Below are 20,981 nucleotides of genomic sequence, written 5' to 3' on the forward strand. Positions count from 1 at the left end.
ATATACTCCTACACCCACCGGTATCCGATGTTCGATCAGTTAATTGCGGATTACTCCCCTGGGGGCGTATGATTTTTCACGATCACCGTGTTATGATTACTCGTATGGGGTTCGGGAGCTACGACGAATCAGAACAAGAGAACCAGGAGCTTGACGCCGACCTCGAAGACGAGGACGGAGTCAACACGGCAGAAAACACACACGACGGAGACGTGTCCTACGAGTTCGACGCCTCGAACGACGAGCTGTTGGACCGCCTGGAGGACATCAAAGACAACACGTGAAGCCAGGGGTCCGCGCCCTCGGCGTAGCCGAATCGTACCGAGGGCAGCACAGCACGCTGGCGGGCGCCGTCGTCCGCGCGAGTCGGGTCGTCGACGGGTTCGCGTTCGACACCTGCGCGGTGGGCGGCACCGACGCCAGCGAAACGGTCGCCTCGCTGGTCGATAGCCTCGACCGCGAGGACGTGCGGTACGTGCTTCTCGCGGGCATCGCGCCCGCGTGGTTCAACCTCTTCGACCTGCCGGCGATCCGCGAGTGCGTCGACCGGCCGGTCCTCTCGGTCAGCTTCGAGGAGAGCGAGGGGCTGGAGTCCGCGCTCCGCGACGCCTTCGACGGCGACGCCCTCGACGAGCGCCTGGCGGTCTACCGCCGACAGCCCGACCGCCGGCCCGTGACCGTCGGCGACGAGACGGTGTACGTGCGCGCGGCGGGGCTCGACGGCGACGAGGCCGCCGACGTGGTCCGGGCGTTCACCCCCGAGGGCGGCCGGCCGGAACCGCTCCGGGTCGCGCGCCTGGCCGCCCGCGCCGCCGACGAGCGGTTCGGCGACGGCGATGCGGGGTCGGCCTGACCCCCCGCTACCGGGCGGGGACCGACCCGGTTATAGGCCTGCCCGGTGGACGGGGAGGCATGAGCGACGGCGCGATAGACGGCCTCGAAGTGACCGCCTGCGAGCGGTGTCCGACGCTCGTCGAGTGCCGCAGCCGCATCGTCAACGGCACCGGGCCCGCGGACGCGGACCTGCTGTTCGTCGGCGAGGCCCCCGGGCAGTACGAGGACGAACAGGGCGAGCCGTTCGTCGGCCGCAGCGGTGACGTGCTCGACGACGGCCTCCGCGACGCCGGCCTGGACCGCGGCGATGTGCGCATCACCAACTGCGTCCGGTGTCGTCCGCCCGACAACCGCGACCCCACCGACGACGAACTCGCGAACTGCCGGGGGTACCTCGAAACCGAGATCGACCGGATCGACCCCGAGGTCGTCGTCACGCTCGGCAAGGTGCCCGCCGAACACCTGCTCGAACGCGACGTCGGCGTCACGAACGAGGCCGGCGACGTGGTCGAGGCCGAACTCGGGAGCGAGCGCCGGCGGGTCCTGATCTGCGTCCACCCCGCGGCGACGCTGTACGACCCCTCCCAGCGCGACACGTTCGCGTCGACGCTGGAGCGGGCCGCCGAGTTCACCGACGAGACCAGCGGCCAGTCGCGCATCGGCGACTTCTGAGCCGAGCGGGTCCGCGCACCGACAGGACAGCCGTCAGCGCGAGCCGCAGGCTTCGCCCGGACGGAAAGGGACTTGTCCGCGGTGTTCGTAGCCCCGAGCATGAGCACGCGACAGACCGCGGCCGAGGTCGTCGTGGTCGACTACGGGCTGGGGAACCTCCGGAGCGTCACGCGCGGCCTCGAACGCGCGGGCGCCTCCATCGAACTCAGCGACGACCCCGCCGACTTCGATACCGCCGACGGGATCGTCCTCCCGGGCGTCGGCGCCTTCTCCGAGGGGATGGACAACGCCGGCCCCTTCCGCGACGCCCTGGTCGAGCAGGCCGAGGCGGGCACGCCCCTCTTCGGCATCTGCCTCGGCATGCAGATGCTCCTCACGACCAGCGAAGAAGCCGAGCGCGAGGGGCAGGGGAGCGTCCAGGGACTCGACCTCGTCCCCGGCCGGAACGTCCGCTTCCGCGGCGACCTGAAGGTTCCCCACATGGGCTGGAACGAACTCGACGTCCGGCGCGACCACCCGCTCGTCGAGGGCGTCGACGGCCAGTACGCCTACTTCGTCCACTCCTACTACGCCGAACCCGACGACGCCGACGCGGTCGTCGCGACGACCGACTACGGGACGGACTTCGCCTCCATCGTCGCCAACGAGCGCGGCAACGTCTTCGGTACCCAGTTCCACCCCGAGAAGTCCGGCGAGACGGGTCTGCGGATCCTGCGCAACTTCGTGGACGTCTGCGTCGAGCGGTGACGACGGCCGGTCTGATCGGGCTCCGGCCGCCGATTCGGCTCGTCGGTGGCTTCTTAAGGCCGTCCGTCGACCGTTCGCAGTATGTTTTCCCCCGCCGTCGCCGACCTCTCGACGCTGGCACTGCAGGTCGATCTCTCGTCGCTCGCCCTCCAGATCGACGTGAACGTGGACCTCGATCCGGTCGCCAACGTCGTCGGGAGCGCCGTCGGCTCCTTTTTGACGACGCTGATCGTCGGCGCCATCCTCGTCGCCGTCGCTCCCGAGTTCCTCGAAGACCGGATGGCCGCCGTGCTGGACGACCCCGTCGGGTCGTTCGTCTACGGAATTTTCGTCCTGATCGCCCTCGCACTTGTGACGTTCCTCCTCGTCATCTCGTTCGTCGGTATCGTCGTCGCGATCCCGCTCGTCCTCGTCGCGTACGTCGTCTGGGCTGTCGGCGCGTCCGTCGCCTTCCTCGCGATCGCCGACCGACTCGTCGACCGCGACGGGGACGACTGGACGACGGCCCTCCTCGTCGCCGCGGCGATGAACGGCGGCCTCGTCCTCACTGGGATCGGCGGCCTCGTCGCGATCTGTATCGGCGCGGCAGGGTTCGGTGCCGTCCTCGAAGACCGGCTCTGAGTCCGGCCCTCCTCGCCGGGACGACTCGCCGACCCGCTACCGGTCGCGGCCCCCGTCGGGCACGGCGACCGTCGCGGTGGTCCCGCCGGCCGCGTCGATGGAGAGGTCGCCGCCGAGCGCCGTCGCGCCCCAGTCGGCCACCCAGAGACCCAGCCCCGACCCGTGTTCCAGCGCCGACTCCGCGCCCGCGGTGAGCACGGCGAGTTCGTGGTCGGGCACGCCCGGCCCGTCGTCGGCGACGACCACCGCGACCGCACCGTCCCGCCGCTCGGCCGAGAGTTCGACCGTCGGGGCCGCGCCGGCGTGTTCGAGCGCGTTCTCCAGCAGGGCCCCGACGACGACCTGCAGGACCGCGGGATCGGTCGTGACCGCCACGTCGGCCGCGTCGACCGTCACCGTCGCGTCTCCGCTCCCGTCGACGTGCTCGTCCCGGACCTCCGCGAGCAGGTCGGCGACGGCGACTCGCTCCGAGCGCGGGTCGCTGTCGACGACGCGCTCGACCGTCCGCGCTTTCTCCCCGAGCGCCGCCAGATCGGTGGCTTTCGAGGCCGCACGGTCGAGCATCGACTGGATCTCGTCGTCGTCGACGCGCTCGGCCGCCGCCTCGGTGAACCCCTGCACGACCGTCACGTCGTTGCGGAGGTTGTGACGGAGGACGCGGTTGAGGACGTCGAGGCGCTGCTCGCGCCGGCGCTCGTCGGTCACGTCCTGGAAGACGACGGTGTGGCCGACGTGGGTCCCGCCCGCGTCCGAGAGGGGCGTCGCCGTCACCGCGTAGACCCGCCGGCGCCCGCCGTCGCGGACCGTCACGACGTCGTCGCCGCCGATCGGGTCGACGCCGGTCGGGTCGGCGCGCTCCTCGCTGAGCAGTGCGCCGAGCGGCCGCGTCAGCGCCGCTTCCTTCTCCACGCCGAACGCCGCCTCCGCCGCGCCGTTGAGCGTGACGACCCGCCGTCGTTCGTCGACGATCACCACCGGTGCGCCGAGGTCGTCGATCGCCGCCCGCTCGCCCGCCCGCCGCGTCGCCGGGTGGAACTCGAACATGTCGCTCCCGACGAACGCGTACGCGTCGAGGGCGACGTGCGGGACGAACGCGGCCGTCGCGAGGTTCACCTCCGGGATCGGCCCCGCGCCGTAGAGCCAGCCGAACACCGCGACCACCGGCGGGATCGTACTCAGCCCCACCGCGACCGCCTCGCGGCGGTAGAGCGGCCCGTAGCTGACGACCGTGTCGAACAGCACGAGGCTCCCGACGGTGATCAGCGAGACGCCGGCCGTCGCGGCGACGACCGCCCACAGCCGCATGTCGTAGGTCGCCCCCGCCATCCCCGCGACCGGGACGACCGTGAAGTCGGTCCACGCCAGCCCGTGGAGCGGGTTCGTCGCCCCGATCAGCCCGATCAGCAGCGGGAAGGCGGCGATGGCTCGCCACCATCGATCGACGGGGGTTCCGCGGCCCGTGTACGCCAGCGCGAACGCCAGGAAGTAGACGCCCGTCCCGGCCATCGCCGCCCAGGAGAGGACTTCCAGCGCCCAGCGCACCGGTTCGGCGAACGTGAGCAGCGCGACCCCGTAGGCGACGCTCCAGACCGTCTGGAATCCCAGACTCGCGAGGAACCAGTCCGCGCCCGGTTTGTCGCGGTACCGCCAGAGGTACCGGATCAAGAGGAGGGTTCCGCCCGCGGCCGCGAACGAGGCCGCCGCCGGCAACGGCACGGGTGCCATGGGTAGTACAGCGAATACAACTACTTCGGGGTTTGGGTGCTGGATACTCGCGGTGTTCGGTTCGATCTGCGAATTTAGCATTGCTCCGTGAGGAGGACTGCCACCGGCCGCGGTGAAACGTCCAAACGTGGTGGGCCCGTACGGGAACCCGAGATGGACACCAGTACCGAATCTATCGAAGGATACGCCATCGACGTCGCGTGCATCCGAAAGAACCCCCGGAACGAACTGCTCGAGAAGGCCCGGATCCACTCGAAAGAGTGCGCCCTCATGGGCCACTGTGTCGAGAGCGGGTACGGACTCGTCACCGAGGACGACCGCCTGACGCTACTCGACCCGAAAGCGACGCAGAAGGTGGTCGACGTGATCGAGGAGAGCGACACGCAGCAGGGGATCCGTCTTCAGGTGACGCGGGAAGAACGCGACGGCACGATGGAGACGGCGACGGTCTCCGAACTGTAACGATCGGTGGACGTCAGTGAACCCAGTGCTGGCCACTCACAGTTTCCCTCTGGACGACACTCCTTTTCCGAGGAGATCCGGCCGGAAAAACACGGCCTTCACATGAAGTCCGCGATCCCGCTCTGCTTGTTGTTGTCGTTCTCGAAGATGCGGTTTATCTTCCGGTCGAGCAGCTCGATGCGCTGTTTGGTGTAGGTGCGACAGTCGAACTCCTCGGCGACGCGGGTGGCGGTCTCGATGTACTTGTTGACCGAGCCCTCGTGGACGGTGAGGTTGACGCGGCCGCCGCACTCCCGGCAGTCGCCCGAGAGGGGCATCCGCCGGTACTTCTCGCCGCAGTCCAGACAGCGCACGTCCTGTCGGGAGAACGCCCGCAGGTTCCCGATCAGGTCCGGCAGGAAGTGGTACTCGATGATGCGCTCGGCGACGTCGGTCTCGTCGACCGCCCGGATCTTCCGCGAGAGGTCGAGCTGGGCGTCCATCTTCTCCTCCATCGACCCGAGGGTCTTGTACGCCGAGAGCGCCGGTCCCGCGGCGATGTCCGTGGTGTCGTGGGTGTGGTCGAAGCCCGTGTACTCCTCGTCGGTCCCCAGCGTCTCCTCCGCGATGGTCATGACGTCCTCGACGTCCTCCGGGTCGGCCAACTCCCGGGTCGCCTCGTAGAACTCCTTCGGGTACTCCCGCATGATGTCGACGTTGTGCGCCTCGTCGTCGATCTCGGCCGGGTCGATCCGCGAGGACATGACCAGCGGCGCGTCCATCTGGCCCCCGCGCTGGTCGGGGAGGAACTGTTTCGAGAAATTGAGAAGACCGTCCATAAGGAGCATCACGCAGTCCTCGTCGCCGTCGCATTGGCCGACGAACAGGTCCTCTGCAACGAGAGTATTCGTATCGGCGACGGTCAACGAGTATAGGTGAGACGTGTCGCTTTCCGCGATCTCGACGTTCTCTATCTCGTCGAGCCAGATCTCTCCTCCATCTCCACAGAGCCTCTGCGTTCGAACATCGATCGAATCGACCGATTCCTGAAGGGTTTCGCTCTTGCGGGAGAGATGGAACCCGATCTCATTCGCATATCGAACCGCGTTCTCCGAAGTAACTTTGAGAACCCAGGATTCGAACGTCTTCGGTTCGTCGTAGAACTCCGCTATCGCTCCCGTCTCCGGCGTTCTCGTCTTGCGATACGACTTCGCGACAATACCGAACCGTTTCAATGCCGCGATCAGATCGGACTTCAATTCGTCGCTGACCGTGTGAGCCCGCACTTCGATACGGGAGCTGGATACACTGCCGTCTCCGCTGAAGTACGCAGCGAGGAACGACCGGAGAACGTCTTCCGGTCCTGAGAGTACAGGATCCGGGATCCGTTTCGTCTCCGCTCGGCAACCGGTGTCGAGCACCTCGTCGAACAGGATGGCGACTAGCCGGCTTGAAACCGTGACCTTCCACTGGTTCTCCTCGAATCCTTCGACGCCGAGCGAGTCACTGAGCGTCTCGATTATTTGTTCGCGTGGCGCTTGGTCAGGGATACAGATCGTCGTCTGGTAGAAATTCCCCTCACTCTGACGGGTGAATCCTTCCGCGGCGTAGTAGCCGAGGACGGTGCCGAACTCGTCGTCGATCGCGAGATACCGGCTGACTTCAGCAGTATCGCGGCGGAGTGAAAGAGCGATGTCGTCCGGAAGTACGTCCGCAGGTGGGTCATCGAAGAGTTCTTCGAAGACAGCAACGGGGACGCTGTCCCGGTTCACCCAGTTGTAGACGGTCGAATCACTCAAGTCGAGGCGTTCACAGGCCGGTTTGAGGTAACAGTCTCCCGGGGTCGCTTCGTCGAATAGAGATTTGATCCGGTCTGACCCTAGCCCACGGACTACGAGGTCGTCGTTGGGAACTGAGTCGCTCTCGCAGAACTGTCTCAAGAGGTCGATCCGTTCCCGAGATCCGTCCACCCGAACTGATTTCGGCATCGGTAGGTCGTCGCCGACTTCGAGTTCGCGGGCGGGGATCCGCTCGATACTGCCGTTCCACCGACGCATCGAGTGTTCGGGGGAAACAGTCAGGGTCCGCCCAGTCTTCGTCTGGATCTCGATAAGGTGGTCAGCCGACGGATGCTTCGACACTGCTTCGACCGATTTTCGAGTCGGCTCTCCGTCCTCCGTTACGGACGGAACCGAGAGGTTCCCGGGTAGCTCCTGTACGAGCGTCCCGAAGTCGTCTTCGTCCGGGTCGTCCAGACGATTCTCGACCAGTCGCTCGACAGTCTCGTGATGCCACTCACCAGCCTCATCCTCGTACCAGACCTTCGTGTCCGGGTGGAAGCAGTTCCTACGCTTCGCGGCGTGGAAATAGGGGTGCGCGTACCCGACCGCCGCTGTCGTGAACCCGACGATTCTGCCGACGGTCGCCGCGGAAGTGTGGGGAGCCATCCCGAAGACGAGTTCGCCGACGAGGTCGTCGCGCTCCTCCAGGTTGTAGAAGGGATCGAGGCCGTAGTACGAGTCGAGGAGGTCGTCGACGAAGTCGGCGGTCTTGAGCATGTGCTCGGCGGCGCCCTCCGAGAGGACGACGTCCTGGACGTTGAGTTCGACCAGCTGGTCGTCGTGCTGGAGGGGCTGGCCGTGGATGTCCTCCTCGTAGCCCAGCGCCCGGAACGCGTCGGCGGTGACGTCCAACTCGGAGGGGCGGACGGCCGTGACGGGCAGGTCAGTCATGTCGTAGCGGACGGTGCCGTCCTTGAACGCGGAGACGCCGTGTTTCGCGCGGAGGATGCCCTTCTCCATGGGTTCGGGCGTCTTCTTCTCCGAGGACAGGCCCTTGACGGCCTTGAGCGCGTCGTAGGCGGTGGGGCGCTCGTTGAGGTTCGCGAGGGCCGATTTGAACTCCGCGTTCACATTGACGACTTTCGTCTGCGTGGGCCGGGCGAGCGTTTCGCAGCGCGAACACTCCGCGCGGCCGGACTCGTCGGGTTCGACCTCGCTGTCGCAGTCGGGGCAGACGTAGACGGCCTCGCAGACGCCCCCGCAGTCTGGACAGCGGGGTTTGTACGTCCGCGTCCCGCAGTCGGTGCACTCCTGGCGGCCGACCTCGACCTCGACCCTGCCCTGGCTGTCGTCGTAGCTGTCGCCCGCGACGGCGGCGTCGCCGACCTTCCGCTGTGAGCCGCCGGCGTCGCCGATGGGGAACAGCGTATGGACCGCCGGCGAGAGGTCGCGGCTCTCCGATTTCTCGGGGCGACCCATCCGGTTACCGATACGCGTCGGGGCGCGCTCGCGGACCTCGAACGGCGCGATCTCGTTGACGGCGAGGATCGCGTTGGCGCCGTCCTCGGTCGAGGCCGCCGAGGAGTCCAGTTGCGCGTCGCTGGCCTCGCCACCGCCGTAGGTCCGTGCGCGCTCGGAGAGGTCTTCGGGCATCCACTCGCGTTCCAGCGAGTCGGAGAAGCCGAGGGTGCGGACGAGCGGGCGCCAGTCCGGGATCACGAGCGTGTCGTCGGTCTGGGTGTGCTCGACGAGCAGGTGTTCGACCGCCTCGCGGACCGCGGGGGAGCGCGGGAGGACGAGGTCGCCGGCGGCCGCAGCGCCGGCGTCGCGGTCGTGGCCGTCCGTGGCCGCGTCGTGCTGCGTCTCGACGCCGGTATCGGCCTCGGCATCACCGTCGTGATCGTCGGGGTCCCGGACGACTGCTCGCGGATCGCTTCCCTCCCCGCTCGCTACCGAGGCGCTTCGCGCCTCGCTTGCACCGTCCGTCTGGGCGACCCGTCCTTGCTCCACGGCGTCCGCGAGCGCGCACACCTCGTCGACGGAGAGATCGTGCCAGCAGTAGGTGTACTTCGGATGGAGGGGCGCGTCGTACTCGTCGGCCCAGTCGAGCGCTTCCTGGGCGCTGGGGTCCGACAGATCCACGTCCGTCGAGTCGCGCATCGCCTGCACGTCGGCGCCGGCCTCGTCGAACTCCTGGGACCACCACTCGACGGTGTAGGAAGCGGGCGCGAGCGGGTGGTTGTTCTCGACGAACTCGCCGTAATTGACGAGGTACTCGCCGAGGTCGATCACCTTCTCGACGCCGTTGCGGACTTCCAGCGCGTCCTCTGGGTCGTCGATCCGCCGGACCTCGCCGTTGGCGAGGCGGACGGTCGGGCCCTCGATGGAGTCGACGGGGACGACGCCGGCGGCCTTCCCCGGGCGCTCGGTCTTGATCTGGGTCCCCGTCGCGAGGAAGTCGTCGACGAGGTGCATCGTCGCGGGATGGACGCCCGCGGTCGCGTTCCCGTGGTTGCGCGCGCGGCCGTAGCGCAGGCGGAAGCCGCCGGCCTCGCTCGGGTGCGAGAAGACCGGGCGGCCTGCGATGAGGTCCCGCAGGAACTTCTTCGACGGTTCGAGGCGGGGCGGTCCGGCGGGTTCCTCGCTCTCGTCGCCGTCCTCGCCCTCGCCGTCGGCCGCGTCGGCCTCCTCGTCACCGTCGGCGTCGCCTTCCTCGTCGCCGTCGTCCTTGCCGATGGTACCGTCGATGAGGTCCTGGAGCCACGGCCAGTCGACCTCGTCGAGGTTTCTGGTGTAGCGCTGGATCTTCGGAGCTTTCAGGGCGATCCCCTCGGCCATGACGAGACACATCCCGCCGCGAGCGGAGTTGGAGTCGACCCGTTCGAGGTCCCGATAGCCCGAGACCTCCTCGTCGCCCGTGGCCTCGCCGTCGAGCATGATCGGCATGTGCTCGGCGATGAACTTGCTCTCCTTCTCCTTCGGCGTGTACTGCAGGCCCGTCTCCTTGTCGTAGAGGTCGATCTCCTCGGCGTAGCGGCCGATCTCGTCGTCGCGAGCCTTGTACTGGTCGATGCCGAGCATCGCGCGGGCGTAGTCGGCGACCAGAACGGAGAGGGCCTGCGCGGTCCCGCCCGCCGAGCGGATCGGCCCGGCGTAGTAGACGTTGACGAACTCCGTGCCGTCGTCGTTTTCGAGGATCTCGACGCGGTCGATCCCCTCGATGGGTGCGGCGACGACCCCCTCCGTCAGGAGGGCGACAGCCGTGCGGACGGCGCCCTCGACCTTGCCGGCGCGGGTGTCGTAGTCACCGACCTCGCCGTCGACGAAGTCGGAGACGAGTTCGAGCGCCGCCTCCTCGCGGGACATCTCGCCTTCGAGTTCGCGGACGCGCTCGGCGACGCCGTCGATGCCGAGGATGTTCTCGACGCGGTCGGCCATGTCGCGGGCGACGGGGATCTCCACGTCGTCGGTGGGGTCGCCGCCGCGCTCGCGGGCCGCCTCGGCCACGTCGAACGCCCGGTCGAGTTCGGACTCGAGCCGCTCGAAGTACTGCTCGTCCTCGGGTTTCATCGTCGCGCTCCCATCACAGCGGCCAGAGGTCGAGCGCGGTCTCCTCGTCGTACTCCCGTTCGAGCGGGACGTCGAACTCGCGGACGTACAACTCGCCGGCGAAGACGGTGGCGCTGTCGAGGTGGCCGGCCAGCGTCGTCCCGTCCTCCCGCGAGAGGACGGCGTGGGTGTGGGCGAACGGCTCGCCGTCGAGTTCGGAGACGTTGCCGACGCAGGCGGCCATCTCCAGCGGCTCGTCGAAGGTCTCGGGGTAGTACTCCTCGTCGTCCTGGTCGTAGTAGAGGATCTCGGCGTCCTGCACCGCACCGAGGCCGAAGAAGAAGGCGGCGTCGACCCCCTCGTCGGCGGCGAAGGCCTCGATCTGGGCGCGCCAGTCCGCGCCGTGTTCGAGGCGGGCGACGAACTCGCGAGCGCCCTCGAGTTCCAGGTAATCCATACCCACTACAGCGAGTGGCTCGACAAAAAACGTTTCCGACCCGGCGACACCCGGGGCGGTATCCGCCGCGGTTCCGCGAAGGCCGGGCTTGAAGACGGCGGCCGTCGAACGCCGCCCCATGGATCTCGACCTGACCGGCGAGACGGCACTGGTGACCGGCGGCGGCCGCGGCAACGGCCGCGCCATCGCGCTCGAACTCGCGACCCACGGCGCCGACGTCGTCGTCAACGATCTGGACGAGGACGTGGCGAAAGACACCGCCCAGACTATCCGCGACCGCGACGACGACAGCGACGCCGTCGGTCTCGCCGCCGACGTGACCGACGAGGCCGAAGTCGAGGCCATGGTCGAACACGCCGAGGAGGAACTGGGCAGCGTCGACATCCTCGTCAACAACGCCGGCGTCGGCAACGCCGGCCCGTTCCTCGACGAGGGCTACGACGACGACTTCCGGCTGAACATCGAGGTCCACCTCTTCGGGTCGATCAACTGCACGCGCGCCGTCGTCGACGGCATGGTCGAGCGCGGCTACGGCAAGATCGTCAACATCACCTCCATCCACACCAAGAACGCCGTCGGCCAGTCCCCGCAGTACGACGTCGGCAAGTGGAGCCTCCTCGGCCTCACCAAGAGCCTCGCGCTCGAACTCGGCCGGGAAGGCATCCGCGTCAACGCCGTCGCCCCCGGCTGGGTCAACACCCGCATGACCGAGGGCTTCTCCGAGGCCGTCACCGAGCAGATCCAGGACCTCAACCCGCTCGGGCACTTCGCCGAACCCGAGGACATCGCCAACGGCGTCGTCTTCCTCGCCTCCCCCGCCGCCGACTACGTCAACGGCCACGAACTCCGCGTCGACGGCGGCCAGGTCCCCATCCCCGACTGGCGCCTCGACAACCGGTAGACGGATTCGAACGGCGACTTTCCAGCGTATTTCTGTCACGGAACTTGATTCTGGCGCGCGCTGTCGAGCGTGCCCGCCGCTTGGCGGGCCGCTCGAAATAGCCGTGCGAGGGATGAGAAGCGCAACGGAGTGAGCATCGCAATCGGTTGGGGAGGTGTGAGGCTGTCTGCGGTGCTGTGCGGTTGCTGTCCTGCGGTTCCTGGTGTCCTGGCGAGTGAAGCGAGCCAGGGCTCAGGAGAGTTTGCTCTCCTGGCGGACTGAAAGGGCGAGGTCCGCTCGCGGTGAGCGGAGCGGACGGAGTCGCTGGGCGGGCCCTATCCGAAGGAGCGAAGCGACTGAGGATATCTCGCCCAGCGGCCGCGAGCGGGCCGAGGGCTTTCAACTCTCACTGTCAAGTGCAGCCGGAGCAACTTCTAGCGAGCGCGTCGAGGGGTCTCGACGCTCGCCGTCAGTTCCTTGAAGAGCCATCCCTGACGGGGTGAGAACTCGTGAGATTACTCGGAGTCGATACTGAAGACCTCGATCGTGTTGCCTTCGGTATCGAGAAAGTGGAAGCCCCGGTAGCCGTCGATGTCGAAGATGCCGTCGGAGACGACCTCGGGCGCGAGAGCCGAGATCCGCTCGTACGCCGAATCGACGTCCTCGACCTCGAAGTTCGGGACGCAGTTGTTCCCGAAGTCGAACTCGTGGCCGTCGGCGCCGGCGTTGTAGAGCCCGAAGTCGGCGCCGTCGAACTCGAAGATAGAGAACCGTTGCTCGGCCTGCTCGGGTTCGGCCTGGAACACGTCCTCGTAGAACGCGAGCGCCCGGTCCATGTCCTCGACGCCGACGTAGACGGTACTCAGTTTCACGCCGCCACCCCCGACTGCCGCGCCGCCACCGCGATGGTCTCTGTCACCAGCATCACACCACTGAGTCGACACGACGGGAGATAAACGTCCGCCACGGAGTGAAAGTGTCAACCCAGACCGGTTCGACCCGAAACGGTACCCTTCACTCCCGGACCGCGACGAATCGAAGTCGCCGGTAATCGGCCGTCCAGACCCCGTCGTCGCCCGCGTTCGGATCGAACAGGTCGTCGCGGACCCGCGCTTCCACAGCGGAGACCACGTCGGCTTTCTCCCCGTCGTCGAGGGCGGCGAACAGCGAGTCGCCGAAGACGTCCAGCCAGCGCGCCAGCCCGTCGGCGCCGCCCTCCAGTTCCGTCGGGCGATCGAACAGGCGGGCCAGTCGCACCTCGAAGCCGGCCGACTCCAGCACGGCGGCGTGCTCACCGACGGTCGGGAAGTGCCACGGGTTCGCCGCGTCGTACCCGCGTTCTCGCAACTCCGCCACCGTCGCGTCGACGACCGTCGCGACGTTCCCGACCCCGCCCATCTCGCCGACGAACCGGCCGCCGGGCGCCAGCGACTCCCGCACTCGCTCGGCCACGGCGGGCTGGTCCGCCTCGGGGATCCAGTGGAGCGCGGCGTTGGAGAACACCGCGTCGAAGCGCTCGTCCGGCGAGTACGTCCGGGCGTCGGCCACCTCGAAGCGCAGGTCGGGATACGTTTCCCGCGCCTGTTCGACCATCTCTGGGGACTGGTCGACGCCGACGGCCGACCCCGACTCGCCGACGGCGTCGGCGATCTCGGCGGTCAAGTGGCCGGTGCCACAGCCCAGGTCGAGCACGCGCTCGCCCGGGTCGGGGTCCAGCAGGTCGACGACGGACCCGCCGTACTCGTGGACGAAGCCGGTGTCGCGGTCGTAGGCGTCCGGGTCCCAGTCGTTGGAGATGTCGGCGCGAGCAGCGTCCCCGGAGGCGTGGGAAATCGAATCGTCGGCGGCGTCGTCAGCCATACCGCGACTGGGTGCGCCCGTGCCCTGAACGTTGCCCCGGTACGGCAGTCGTGCGCACGGGAGTCGCCGACCGGCGGGGAGTCGGAGACGCGACGACCGCGCCGGTCGGTTCAGTCGGCCGTCGCCCCGACCTCGGCGGCGGACTCCTCGAACAGTTGCCGGAGGAGCCGCTGCTGGCCGAGGCGGAGGTGGCGGTTGACGGTGGGCTGGCTGACGTCGAGCATCTCGGCGACGTCCTCGCCCGTGGAGGTGCGGGGCCACTCGAAGAACCCGGCGAAGTAGGCGGTCCGGAGCACCTCCAGCTGGCGGTCGGTCAGCGCCTCGAACAGGCTGGCCGCGAACGTCCCGCCGGCCTCGTCGCCGCGCTCGACGGTCCGCCGACTCACGAGTTCGGCGCTCGGGTGGGTCTCCGCGAGCATCTCGACGAACTCGCGGACGTCCGTTCCGGTCGGTACGTCGGCGACCGCCTCGATGCCCGCGGCGGTCGCGCGGATCGACTGCGGGCCGGCGCCGTGACGGACGAACCGCGCGGGGAGCGCGTCGCCGCCGACGGTCACCTCGAACAGCGAACTGCCGTCGTCCCCGCCCTCGTCGTCGCCGTCACCGTCGCTCACGAGGCGGTAGTCCGAGACCGAGACGAGGTCCTCCAGCACGGCCGCGACGCGTTCGGCCGGCGCCCCGGAGGCGGTGACGAACAGCCCGGTCTCCGCGTCCGAGTGGGTGGACAGGCCGGCGAACTCGATCTCGCAGTCGGCCTCCGTCGCCAGGCGGCCGAGCACGTCGTCGCCGGCGTCGAACTCGAGCGTGAGTTCGACCCGCTGGTCGGTGTGGAGCGCGCGCTGGGTCTCGACGGCGTTCATCGAGTGGGCGACGTTCTCCCCGAGTTCGGCGAACACCTCGCGTTCGAGGTCGCCGAAGGCGTCCGGCTCCCCGGCGTAGACGGTGAGCACGCCGTAGAAGTACTCCTCGAAGGCGATGGGGACGCTCAGCACCGACTGGAACCCCTCCGAGAGGGCGGTCTGGCGCCAGTCCTCGCGCTTGAGGTCGTCGACGACGTTGCGGACGACGGTCGGCTGCTCCGAGATGGCGGTGGCGACGGCGGGTTCGGCGCTGCCGGTCGCCAGCGACACCGCGTCGAGGTAGTCCGCGCCGTCGCCCGCCCACGCGCTCGGTTCGACGCGGTCGCCCGCCGGGTCGAGCGACCCGATCCACGCGAAGGCCACGTCGTCGCTCTCGACCAGCCTGTCGCAGACCGCCGACTCGATGGCCTCGCGGGACTCCGCCTGGATGAGCGACTGGTCGATCCGTCGGAGCAGGTCGGTGATCTGGATCTGCCGGCGCAGGCGGCGGTTGCGCGCCTCCAGCTCCTGGTCGCGCTCTCGGAGCGTCTCCTCGCTGGCCAGCCGGTCGAACGCCGCCTCGGTCGTCGCGACGAGCGTCTCCGCCAGCCGACGGGTCGCCTGGTCGACCGCGCGTTCGCGCGTGGCGACGACGAACACGCCGTGGTCGCCGATCGGCACCAGCAGCCCGCCGCCGACGTCCTGACCGAACACGCTGGACTGGGCGGCGGTCTGGGTGTCGTCGAACACCGTCGGCGTCCCCGTCACGTACGCGTTCCACAGCAGCGAGTCGCCCGCACCGGCCCCGACCGGCCCGGCGTCGCACAGCGCCTCGAACCCCTCCGAACAGGCGAGCGCGTCGAGCTGGTTGGTGGTGTCGTCGAGCAGGTAGACGGCCACGCCCGCCACGTCCAGCACCGCGTGGGCCGTGTCGACGACCAGCTCCGCCGTCTCGGCGTCGTCCTCGACGCCGAGCAGGCCCCGCGTCGCCTCGTGGAGCGACTCCAGGGCGAGTTCGCGCTCCTTGCGTTCGGTGACGTCCTGGAGCGAGCCGCGGAGTTCGACTACGTCCCCGTCCTCGACGACCGGTTCGCAGATGGAGTGGACCCACCGCTCGCTCCCGTCGTCCCTGATCACTCTGTACTCGGTGTCCCAGGACTCGCCGCTCGCCCGCGCTCGGTCGAGGTTTCTGCGGTGGGCGTCGCGGTCCTCGGGGTGGATGCGGTCGAGCACGCCCTCGACCAGCGGCCCCTCCTCGCGGGGCACGCCGAATATCTCGTAGACGTTGTCTGTCCACCTGACTTGATCCTCACCGTCCTCCCGGACCGTGGCCGTCCAGCCCCCGACGTCGGCCATCTCCTCGGCGCGAGCGAGCAGATCCGTCGTCCGTTCGAGCTCGCGCTCGCGCTCGACCCGCTCGCTCACGTCGCGGATGATGCCGGCGAAGTAGCGCTCGCCGCCGTGTTCGTACTCGCTGAAGGAGATGCCCAGCGGGACCTCCGCCCCGTCGGCGCGCACGCCGGGGAACTCGACGTGGTCCCAGTCGACCGTCCGCTCGCCCGAACGCAGGTAGTGATCGAGCGCGGCGAAGTGGCCCTCCGTGAGCCGGTCGGGCATCAGGACCGACAGCGACTCGCCGACGAGTTCGTCGGGCTCGTAGCCGAACACGTCGCGCGCGGCCGGGTTCACGTCGCGGATGACGCTGTCCGTGTCGATGGTCACGATGACGTCCGAGGCGGTCTGGGCGACGGTCTCGTAGCGTTCGAGCTCGCGCTCGCGCTCCTTGCGGTCGGTGATGTCCCGGATGACGCATATCTGCCGGCCGTCGTCGAGGACGGTCAGCGAGAGCTCCTGCATGAACCGCTCGCCGTCCGCCCGGAGCCCGACGGCCTCGCCGCGCCACTCACCCTCGTTCAGGAGCGTCGGAATGGCCTCCTCGGCGAGCCGCTCGCGTTCGGGCTCGTCGTAACACAGCTCCCAGGTCTCGCCGAGGAACGCCGACGGGTCGTCGTAGCCGTAGACCTCCGCGTGGGCCTGGTTGACGAACTCGTAGACGCTGTCCTCGTCGAGGATGGCGATCCCGTCGCTGGCCTGTTCCATCGCCGCCGACCGCGCCGCCAGTTCGCGCTCGCGCTCCTTGCGCTCGGTGATGTCCTCGATGTAGCCGACGATCTCGGTCACCTCGCCGTCCTCGTCCCTGACGGGACCCGTCGACAGCGAGATGTCGATCCGCTCGCCGTCCTTGCGGACGCGCTGGAGTTCCACGCCGGAGACCGACTCGCCGTCGAGCACCCGCTGGCGGACGCCGTCGTCGCCCTCCTCGTCGTCCGGCACCGCGGGGTAGGGCTCCCAGAGGATCTCTTCCTCGGACCAGCCGAAGATGTCCTCCATGGCGTCGTTCCACAGCGTGACGCGCCCGTCGGGGTCGGTCGCGACGACCCCCACCGGCGAGGTATCGATGAACTTCTGCAGGCGCTCCTTGGTCGTTCGCAGTTCCCGCTCGCGGGCCTTCCGGACGGAGACGTCGCGGCCGATCCCGACGAGGACGTACTCGCCGTCGGGGTTCTCCAGCCGCGAGGCGACGAACTCGTAGGGGATCCGCTGGCCGTCCTTGGTCAGGACCGACGCCTCGACCCGGCCGTCGTCCCCTGTCGCGAACACCGACGCGATCGCCTCGGCGATCTGCGCGTGCTCGCTCTCCGGGAAGAACTCCGTCCCGTGCATCGACTCGATCTCCGCGTCGGTGTAGCCGGTCACCTCGGCGAAGCTCTCGTTCCACCGCTTTATCTCCCCGGCGTCGTCGAACACGTAGAACACGTCGTCGATGGCGTCGAGGATGTCCTCGGTGTACTCCTTGTACTCCTCCAGGCGCTGCTCGCGCTCGCGCAACTCGCGCTCGGCGGCCTTCCGGTCCGTGATGTCGCGGCTGATCCCCATGAGACCGATTATCTCGCCGTCGTCGTCGCGGTAGGGGTACTTGTGGTCGAGGAAGATCCGCTCGTCGCCGTCGATCGGCCGGATCACTTCCCGGGAGACGGACTCACCGCGCTGGACGACGCGACGGTCGTCCGCGCGGATGTCCTCGACCGTCGCCTCGTCGAACAGGTCCTCGTCGGTCCTGCCGACCATCTCCTCCGGGGTCAACCCGAAGTGGGTCGCGGTCGCCTCGTTCACGAACTGGTATCGGCCCTCGCGGTCCTTGATGTAGATCGGGTCCTCCGTGTTCTCGACGATGGCCTCCAGCTGTCGCTCGCGCTCCTTTCGCTCGGAGACGTCGCGACCGATCCCGACGATGACGCGCTCGCCGTCGGGGTTCTCCATGGGCGAGGCGACGATCTCGTAGGGGATCGTCTCGCCGTCTCTGGTCTCCAGCCGCGCCTCTAGCGGGACGCCGGCCGCGCGGTCGATGTTCGCTATCCCCCGCCGGATCGCGTCGCGGTCGCTCTCGGCGATGAGGTCGGTCGCGTGCATCGACGCTAGCTCGTCGTCGCCGTAGCCGGTCACCTCCGCCAGCGTCTCGTTCCACCGGCGGAGTTCGCCCTCGGCGTCGAGCACGTAGAACACGTCGTCGATGGCGTCGAGGATGTCGTTCGTGTACGCCCGGTACTGTTCGAGTTCCTGCTGGCGCCGCTTGCGCTCGGTTATCTGCCGCGAGACGCCGATCAGGCCCCTGATCTCGCCGTCCGCGCCGCGCCAGGGGACTTTCGTCGTGAGGTTCCACTCGTCGGCGTGGTCGACGTACTCCTCCCTGTTGACGAGCGGTTCGCCGCTCTCGATCACCTGCAGGTCGTCCTCGTAGGACTGCTCGGCGAAGTCGGCGTCGAACACTTCCGGGTCCGTCTTCCCGAGGACCTCGGCATCGGTCAGGTCGGGGCCGGACTCCGCCGCGAACGCGGTGCTGTAGCGGAGGTGGCGCGCCTCGCGGTCCTTGACGTAGATGTGGAGCGGCAACTGGTCGAAGACCGCGTCGAGCAGCGACCCGCGGCGCTGCAGTTCCTCCTCGCGCTCCTTGCGGTCGGTCACGTCCTCCTGGAAGCCGACGAAGTGCGTCACCTCCCCCTCCTCGTTCTCGACCGGCGCGATCCGCACCCGGTTCCAGAACTCCGTCCCGTCCTTCCGGTAGTTGCGCAGTTCGACCGTCGTCTCCTCTCTGGCCTCGACGGCGCGGCGCATCGCCGCGACCGGCTCCTCCTCGGTCCCCTCGCCCTGGAGGAACCGGCAGTTCTCGCCCACGCACTCGGACTCGTCGTAGCCGGTGATCTCCTCGAAGCGCTCGTTGACGGCGACGAGCGGACAGTCCTCCGCGGTCGCGTCGGCGACGGTGACCCCCACGGGCGCCGAGTCGATCACCCGCTCGCGGAGGTCCCGCTCGCGCTCGCACTCGCGCAGGTCGTCCGCCAGGCCCTCCACGGCCTCGGTCAACTCGCCCAGTTCGCCCTCCCGGTCGGTCTCGAAGGCCACGTCCTCCCCCTCGCGGACGCGCGCTATCTTCTCCGTCAGCGCGGCGATCGCGTCCTCGCCGTCGCTCGACGCCGCCAGTCCGACGACGCCGGTCGTGAGCAGCCCCACGACAGTCCCCGTCCCCGCGCGCGGTGCCGACGGCCCGTGTGCGGCGGTCAATGCTATCGCCGCGCTTCCGAACACGAGCGCGGCCAGTGCCAGCACGCCGTGACGCCCCGCGGCCCCCCGCCCGCCGGACATCACACCGTCCCCCGTGCGACTCGATTCGGGGGCGTCGCGCTCGATACGGTCCCCCCTGTCCCCGGCACATCGGCCGACGACAGCGTCGCGGATCGAACCAGCGTCCATTGACGCCTATTTGATTGCACGCGCAATTAACCGTTACTTCCCACTTTAGCGATATATCGTTCCACTAACTGTCCCGAGTTCCGCCACGCGCCCGCTCTGGAGCCCCGCGTTTCACGCGCCCGACGACAGAAGCGGCTTACCGCCGGTAATGGATCGCTATATTCGGACGCCTCGGCGCTGGATACGACAGATCGGACGGGCGGCGGGTACGCACGCGTCTCGCGTCGGGGCTATACATATTGCCCCTCGGATCCGGCTCGCGTTATTCACGTAGCGGCCAGACCGATACCGGGACACGACGGAGGAGGAAGTATAATGGACGGCATGGCAGTTCACGAAGCTCGCGACCAGGTCAGTATCGACGTGATAGAGACGATAGCCAGCGTGACCGATATGGACCCGCTCACGATGGAGCCCCCGCTGTACGAGGCAATCGACACGGACGCGCTCGACTCGCTCTACGAGAACGGCGCGGTGGCGTCCGTCGAGTTCGAGTACAACGGTCATACCATCCGCATCGACGACGAGCAGACTGTCACCGTCGACGGGAGGGGGGCCTGACGATGTCGACCCACTCCACCGAGACCACCGACGAGGTCATCCGCGAGACCTACGAGGAGTACGACGTGGGCGACACGCGCCTGGCGATGATCGCCGACCCGGAGAACGAACACGCCTGGATCCAGTCCGACAGGACCGAGCCTATCGAGCAATGAGGGGTTCGGGGAGGGTGTATAGCGGACGACCGGCCGACCGCCGCGGGCCAGCGGCGAGTCCGCGCGGAGTGCGCTGTTCGGGCGCGTGGTGTCCCCAGGCCGCGTCCACCGACCGACACGGAGTGCCACGCGGAGGGAGTGAATGACGATGGTCGAATACCACGACGCCGCCGCGTCCGCTCGCCCGACCCCCGAAGAGCCGATAGAGGTCCTCTGCGTCGACGACGACCCCGACTACCTCGGCCTGATCGAGGCGCATCTCTCCGGGCACGACGACTTCTCGGTCCGCACGGAAACCGCCTCCTCCGTCGCCGCCGACGCGGTCGACCAGGTCGACTGCGTCGTGAGCGACTACGACATGCCGGGGATGGACGGTCTCGACCTGCACGCGGAGGTGCGCGAGCGCTCGCCGACCCTCCCGTTCGTCCTGTTCACCGGGTCCGCCCGGAAGAAGCTCGCCGAGGAGTTCCCCGACGACATCTGGACCGAGTTCCTCCGGAAGGACGACCCGGAGACCGCGATGCCCATCCTCGCGAGCCGGATCCGCCGCCTCGTCGGTCACCACCGCACGCTCCGGGCGGCGAACCGGACGCTTACCGCCATCGAAGCCACTCGCGACGGCATCGCCGTCGTCGGCCCCGACGGCACGATCACCTTCGCCAACCGCGTGTTCGCCAGCCGCCTCGGCGTCGAACCCGACGAGCTGGCCGGTCGCCCCTGGCAGACCTGCTTCCCCGACGACGAGGTCGAACGCCTCGAATCGACCGCCATCGAGACCGTTCGCGACAACTGGCAGTGGACCGGCGGCTGCCGCTACGTGACCGCCGACGGCGAGGAGTTCGCCGCTCAGACCCGCGTCGCCGGCCTCGACGACGGCAGCCTCGTCTTCTGTCTCACCGACACCGACGAGTAAGCGACGGATATTCGATCTATTTCTCCGCCGCAGGAACTTCTTCCCCGCTCGCTTCGCTCGTCGTTCGCATTGACGTGGTTTTCGCTCGCTTCGCTCACGGGTCACTCCGTTCCCCGTTCGCATCGAGGCGCTCGTTT

At 68.4% G+C, this 20,981-nt stretch carries 16 protein-coding genes; 10 read left to right on the forward strand and 6 right to left on the reverse strand.

Features of this window, described 5'->3' with window-relative positions; all coding sequences use genetic code 11:
• Positions 1-104: 104 nt before the first annotated feature.
• The 5 genes from PSC72_RS13450 to PSC72_RS13470 all read left to right on the forward strand — a co-directional run bounded on the left by PSC72_RS13450 (position 105) and on the right by PSC72_RS13470 (position 2,874).
• Positions 105-284, forward strand: a complete 180-nt coding sequence (locus tag PSC72_RS13450) for a DUF5786 family protein (RefSeq protein WP_274321919.1) — start codon at positions 105-107, stop codon at positions 282-284.
• Positions 281-853: an endonuclease dU gene (locus tag PSC72_RS13455; RefSeq protein ID WP_274321920.1), complete on the forward strand. Its 573-nt coding sequence runs from the start codon at positions 281-283 to the stop codon at positions 851-853. Before PSC72_RS13450 ends, PSC72_RS13455 begins: the two co-directional genes overlap by 4 nt.
• Before the next feature lie 59 nt (positions 854-912).
• Positions 913-1,506, forward strand: a complete 594-nt coding sequence (locus PSC72_RS13460; RefSeq protein WP_274321921.1) for a uracil-DNA glycosylase — start codon at positions 913-915, stop codon at positions 1,504-1,506.
• Between the two features lie 99 nt (positions 1,507-1,605).
• A complete protein-coding gene (gene hisH, locus PSC72_RS13465; RefSeq protein WP_274321922.1) occupies positions 1,606-2,253 on the forward strand; it encodes an imidazole glycerol phosphate synthase subunit HisH in 648 nt (215 codons plus the stop codon).
• A gap of 81 nt (positions 2,254-2,334) precedes the next feature.
• Entirely contained in the window at positions 2,335-2,874 is a 540-nt protein-coding gene (locus PSC72_RS13470) for a hypothetical protein (protein WP_274321923.1), read from the forward strand.
• A 36-nt stretch (positions 2,875-2,910) separates the two neighbouring features.
• Here the strand turns inward: PSC72_RS13470 and PSC72_RS13475 are convergent, their stop codons facing one another.
• Complete coding sequence (locus tag PSC72_RS13475; RefSeq protein WP_274321924.1) at positions 2,911-4,599, reverse strand: histidine kinase N-terminal 7TM domain-containing protein; 1,689 nt, start codon at positions 4,597-4,599, stop codon at positions 2,911-2,913.
• Between the two features lie 153 nt (positions 4,600-4,752).
• On the opposite strand from PSC72_RS13475, the gene PSC72_RS13480 reads away from it, so the two are divergent.
• The gene (locus PSC72_RS13480) at positions 4,753-5,061 is read left to right on the forward strand and encodes a hypothetical protein (protein ID WP_274321925.1); all 309 of its coding nucleotides are present in this window, start codon (positions 4,753-4,755) and stop codon (positions 5,059-5,061) included.
• Between the two features lie 98 nt (positions 5,062-5,159).
• Here PSC72_RS13480 and PSC72_RS13485 read toward each other — a convergent pair whose 3' ends face one another.
• Together PSC72_RS13485 and PSC72_RS13490 are read right to left on the reverse strand one after the other, a co-directional pair.
• Positions 5,160-10,391, reverse strand: a complete 5,232-nt coding sequence (locus tag PSC72_RS13485) for an LAGLIDADG family homing endonuclease (protein ID WP_274321926.1) — start codon at positions 10,389-10,391, stop codon at positions 5,160-5,162.
• A 13-nt stretch (positions 10,392-10,404) separates the two neighbouring features.
• Positions 10,405-10,827 carry a PPC domain-containing DNA-binding protein gene (locus tag PSC72_RS13490; RefSeq protein ID WP_274321927.1) on the reverse strand — a complete coding sequence of 141 codons (423 nt, stop codon included), beginning with the start codon at positions 10,825-10,827 and terminating at the stop codon, positions 10,405-10,407.
• Positions 10,828-10,945: 118 nt separating this feature from the next.
• On the opposite strand from PSC72_RS13490, the gene PSC72_RS13495 reads away from it, so the two are divergent.
• Positions 10,946-11,728: an SDR family NAD(P)-dependent oxidoreductase gene (locus PSC72_RS13495; protein WP_274321928.1), complete on the forward strand. Its 783-nt coding sequence runs from the start codon at positions 10,946-10,948 to the stop codon at positions 11,726-11,728.
• Between the two features lie 494 nt (positions 11,729-12,222).
• Here PSC72_RS13495 and PSC72_RS13500 read toward each other — a convergent pair whose 3' ends face one another.
• From PSC72_RS13500 to PSC72_RS13510, 3 genes are all read right to left on the reverse strand, one after another.
• A complete protein-coding gene (locus tag PSC72_RS13500) occupies positions 12,223-12,579 on the reverse strand; it encodes a VOC family protein (RefSeq protein WP_274321929.1) in 357 nt (118 codons plus the stop codon).
• Between the two features lie 142 nt (positions 12,580-12,721).
• Positions 12,722-13,567, reverse strand: a complete 846-nt coding sequence (locus PSC72_RS13505; RefSeq protein ID WP_274321930.1) for a methyltransferase domain-containing protein — start codon at positions 13,565-13,567, stop codon at positions 12,722-12,724.
• Positions 13,568-13,677: 110 nt separating this feature from the next.
• Positions 13,678-19,215, reverse strand: coding sequence for a PAS domain S-box protein (locus tag PSC72_RS13510; RefSeq protein ID WP_274321931.1), 5,538 nt, complete (start codon positions 19,213-19,215; stop codon positions 13,678-13,680).
• A gap of 315 nt (positions 19,216-19,530) precedes the next feature.
• Between PSC72_RS13510 and PSC72_RS13515 the strand changes: the two genes are divergently transcribed.
• The 3 genes from PSC72_RS13515 to PSC72_RS13525 all read left to right on the forward strand — a co-directional run bounded on the left by PSC72_RS13515 (position 19,531) and on the right by PSC72_RS13525 (position 20,844).
• Positions 19,531-19,776 (forward strand): HalOD1 output domain-containing protein, encoded by a 246-nt coding sequence (locus PSC72_RS13515; protein WP_274321932.1) that lies wholly within the window; start codon positions 19,531-19,533, stop codon positions 19,774-19,776.
• Positions 19,777-19,778: 2 nt separating this feature from the next.
• Entirely contained in the window at positions 19,779-19,931 is a 153-nt protein-coding gene (locus PSC72_RS13520; protein WP_274321933.1) for a hypothetical protein, read from the forward strand.
• Between the two features lie 142 nt (positions 19,932-20,073).
• Positions 20,074-20,844, forward strand: coding sequence for a response regulator (locus PSC72_RS13525; RefSeq protein WP_274321934.1), 771 nt, complete (start codon positions 20,074-20,076; stop codon positions 20,842-20,844).
• The last annotated feature ends 137 nt before the right edge of the window (positions 20,845-20,981 follow it).

Source organism: Halosimplex aquaticum (genome assembly GCF_028747785.1).
Taxonomy (GTDB): domain Archaea; phylum Halobacteriota; class Halobacteria; order Halobacteriales; family Haloarculaceae; genus Halosimplex; species Halosimplex aquaticum.